The 3,800-nt window shown below is 47.4% G+C and carries 3 protein-coding genes and 1 pseudogene; all 4 read right to left on the bottom strand.

What is annotated here, in order from left to right:
* A pseudogene (locus BQ9856_RS24575) lies at nucleotides 1-634 on the bottom strand (hypothetical protein); the annotation flags it as partial.
* A 114-nt stretch (nucleotides 635-748) separates the two neighbouring features.
* Nucleotides 749-1,552 (bottom strand): ExeA family protein, encoded by an 804-nt coding sequence (locus tag BQ9856_RS14205; protein WP_077611619.1) that lies wholly within the window; start codon nucleotides 1,550-1,552, stop codon nucleotides 749-751.
* On the bottom strand, nucleotides 1,552-2,796 hold the full coding sequence (locus BQ9856_RS14200; protein ID WP_077611618.1) for a DDE-type integrase/transposase/recombinase: 1,245 nt from the start codon (nucleotides 2,794-2,796) through the stop codon (nucleotides 1,552-1,554). The genes BQ9856_RS14205 and BQ9856_RS14200 overlap by 1 nt, the downstream gene beginning before the upstream one ends.
* Before the next feature lie 62 nt (nucleotides 2,797-2,858).
* Nucleotides 2,859-3,380, bottom strand: coding sequence for a DUF6431 domain-containing protein (locus BQ9856_RS25275; protein ID WP_235839216.1), 522 nt, complete (start codon nucleotides 3,378-3,380; stop codon nucleotides 2,859-2,861).
* Nucleotides 3,381-3,800: the final 420 nt, after the last annotated feature.

Genomic DNA, 3,800 nt, shown 5'->3' with positions numbered 1-3,800 from the left:
ATGAACAGCCATATTTTCTACTTGCCAAAGGGCAGCGGTACTTGATGCGGTGCTTGTTTTTCTCAATGCCGTCATGGTTCATCCTAAGTCCTGCTCTGCAGACGGGGATGCCATCCTTGCCGATGGTAAAGTCATCTTTGTATTTCGTCTTGATGCCCCTCTTCTCATTCAGGTCAATGAATGGTGTGATTCCTTTCTGCTGAAAGTATTTATAATACGGCATTGCATCATGGGCAGAATCAAGAAGTACCTTACTTACATTGAAATCAGGAAGGAAGCTCCTCATGCGGAAAAAAGCATGGAGGAAGCCGTGGGAATCATGCCTGGATGCTGGACCAAGCAAGGGAAATACGGGAAGGTCACTTTCAGAATCAGAGGCCACCAGCATGTAAAGATCATAACCATGATAAAAGCAATCCCTTGAGGAATCCCATCCTACGTCACAGTCAGGCTGAGAAAAATACCGGTCACAGCTGCAGTTGTCAAACCCTTTAGATGCGCAGTCGCAGACCCGGTATTTGCGTTCCCTTGCAGAGGAAACGACAGGAGTACCATCACCTGCAAGAGACAGCTTGTCCGGGTTGTCATCCAGCAAATTAAAGGTTGCTATATCCGGCACTTTATTTTCAGCCATTTAGCGGTATTAAAAGGCCATCTAGCCACTTTAAATGAAGCTGTTTAAGCAGTTTATTTTAAGAAAGGATTTTCTCCCCCAAATTAATTGAGGAAGAAAATCCCGAGATTGTGTTTATCCTAGCTCACAGTCATTGACGGCCTGCATAGCGATATCGGAGGAAATCTGTTCAGCTTTGCAGCTGCCACCAATCAGCAGGCTGGCATTGCATAGCTTGTTGATTATACGGGGAATCCCGTCAGCTGCGTTGAGGATTGCTTCCAGTGCGTTGTCATCAAAAACAGTCTGCCTGCACCCTGCTCCATAGAGCTTTTCAGAGACATACTGCCGCCCTTCTTCCTTAGTCAGACCTTCCATGTTGTAATTCATTACAATACGTTGCCGGAAAGGCTCATGGATGCTTAGACGGAGAGTGGAATTAAGCTGCGGAAGTCCGGCCAGGAGGATGACAGCCCTGTCACGGGAGTCCATTTCAAAGTTGAACAGGAGCTTCAAATCGTTGAGGACAGCATTGCTGATATAGTTGGCTTCATCAATGATGATGACAGGTATCCTGCGTTTCTCTACCGAAAGCCGTGTGACCTCTTCCTGGATCATCCGGAAGTTGTCAGGCTTACGGAAAGCGGGCTGTGCACCAAGTTCAAAGGCCAGGTTCCGGTAAAAGTCCTGTATCGTCAGCGTGGAGAGGCTGGAGTAGATGACCTTGTAAAGGGATGGGTTAAGACTGCAGGCCCAGGAACGGATGGCGGTTGTCTTACCTCTGCCTGGGGAACCAGTAATGAGTCCGAATCCCCTGGTTTTTGAAAGGTAATCCAGGCGGAAGATCACTTCGTTGTATTCATGAGTCTTTATGATAAGCTCCTTGGAATTCTTAAGAAAAGGGTTGAATTCCATGCCATAACGGGTGTAGTAGTCCATTATTCATCACCTCTGCATAAATGTATTTTTTCGCGTTTGACAAAAGCGTTTTCCTGCTTATTTAAAAGCCGGATGGGAGTAAGGGAAGCGTCAGCCTCCACGATAAAGATTTCTTTCAGATCAGGAGAATAGCGAAGGCAGATGCGCTGTTTAGCAAAGCGGCAGTCCACTTCGTATTCCACGTGATCAATGACGATGACACAGTCGGCAGAGACACGGCGTTCAATTTCCAGAAGAAAATCGGTATCCAGTTTATCTTCCGAAAGGCGGCGCATCCGTTCCGGTTCAGAAAAATATCTGTCCTGCGGGGATTTTCCGCTAAGGGAAGCATGAGGGGAGCGATTATAAAGCTGGACATAGGCCAGGAGGCTGCCCCTTAGCTGCTCAAGGGAATGGAAATCACGGAGGTCAAGAGCTGCCATCCACTGGTCTTTCATGGTGCGGAACCAACGCTCAATCTTGGCTTTCTGGGTAGGAGTATAAGGCTGGTTATAGTGGAGGGCAGAACCAATCCTGGCGGCAAGGAGCTCCATCTGCCGGTTCTTGTAGGAACTGCCGTTGTCAAAGTTGAACAGCTGCGGGCGTCCGTATTTGGCGACTGCGGACTTCATGACGGACATGAGGTTTGCGAAGTTATCGTTGAAAAAGAGGTCGATGCCTACAATGAAACGGCTGGCATCATCAATAAGTGCAATGATGAAGATCTTGCGTTTCTGTCCGTCAGCAGTACGCAGATATGGCCCAACGCTGGAATCCCCGCACCAGACCTCATTGATGTGGGGACGTTCATAACGGCGCATATCCTGATTGCTGGAAGTCTTCATTTCGGCAGCAAGGAGTTTCAAGTAGCGTGTAACTGTGGATTCTGAAATCTCGCCATTTGCAATGCTGCCATTATCCTTAAGCTGTCGGAAGATGGCAGCCGCAGATATCCGCGGATAATTCGCTTTTAAATAACGGATCTGTTCCTGAAGAGCATCATCCAGTTTTCTGGGTTTACCCAGATCGGAACGTCCGGAAGGGAGGAGCCCGTCAAAGCCGGATTCCTTGTAACTGTAATACCATTTTTCAATGGTGCCGGGTGCGTAGTGCTTAACGGAGCCGTCCGGTGCGGTGACGCCCTTGATAGAGGCATCACGAAAAAAGGCATCCCTGGAGGAATAATCCTCCTGAAGGCCGGTAATGAGAGGGGCAATGGCTGAATAGCGCATCAGAGCGATAGCCTGCATTTTTTCCTGTTCCATAAGTGGAACCTCCTTTACTTTTTTATCAGTATAGGAGACACCGTCAGAAATGTCCTGTAAGGTTATGTGGTTTTTAGAAAAAGAAGATTTGGAGTGCATTTAATCTGCAGAAACTGTCTTTGAAAAGCATCAAAGCATCGGCAGACCAGCAGAGGAAGGGGCGTGATGGGGATGGACTCGGAAAGAAGCCGCTGCCGCCAGTACCGCCGGTAACGGCGCAGGATGCAGGAAACGTTGTTTTCATCAATGGAAGGAGTCCTTGCCATAACCGCAGCGGCAGATGTTCCGAATTCAACAGAGGAAATGATTTCAGCCTGATCCGGCAGGGAAATCTGGGAGTAAGGGACAAGATAGGAAGGGATAAGGGAATGAGTCCGTCCGCAGACGGAGCATCTGACCCGGCAGATGCAGAGACGCAGGATTGCGTTTTCATACTTAAGCCCTCTGGTATAATAGCCATGTAATTTCAGACAGCCGGAATGCCCGCAAGTGCAGGGAAGCTGGTGAAACTGGATGCCCGCGATGAGGTTATCATAAGAATCCTGGGATATGGGATTGCAAAAATCAGTGGATAAGGTTATCATAAGCATGTATGCAGTTGAGCCAATGCGTGAGAGCGCAGGAAGACTGTATGTGTGTTTATGGCAGGAAACCAAACTTTGGTCGGGGCGGTTCCTGCCATCGCTGTTTTCTGGTATCAGAGGTATAATACCACAGGGAAGCGGGATAAAACAATCTGCTGTGAAATACATCAGATAGCTTTATACTGTTTCCCATTTTTATTTGACTGAAAGATTCAAAATCAGAGGTGGAGAATTTGCTTGTTTACACCGGGTTGATGAGATTTTTTTGGACTGAGACATCCAGAAATTCATTTTTATAAAGCTGAAAAAGTGATCCATAAGGCTGTTCATCAAGGGAAAAAGTGGTTTCTTCCAATTCTTTTAAAAGATGTTGGACAGTCAGCTTCTCGATGGGATCCGCTTTCTCACCTTTCTTTTTGG

It is taken from the genome of Clostridium sp. Marseille-P2415, assembly GCF_900155545.1.
Lineage (GTDB): Bacteria > Bacillota > Clostridia > Lachnospirales > Lachnospiraceae > Lacrimispora.
Note: the sequence above shows the minus strand (reverse complement) of the source record. Positions and strands in the feature narration are given on the sequence as shown.

What these genes read in the sequence shown, in the direction of transcription:
- BQ9856_RS14200 (WP_077611618.1), bottom strand. Translation starts at nt 2,796, where the DNA reads ATGGAACAGGAAAAAATGCAGGCTATCGCTCTGATGCGCTATTCAGCC.
- BQ9856_RS25275 (WP_235839216.1), bottom strand. Translation starts at nt 3,380, where the DNA reads ATGATAACCTTATCCACTGATTTTTGCAATCCCATATCCCAGGATTCT.
- BQ9856_RS14205 (WP_077611619.1), bottom strand. Translation starts at nt 1,552, where the DNA reads ATGGACTACTACACCCGTTATGGCATGGAATTCAACCCTTTTCTTAAG.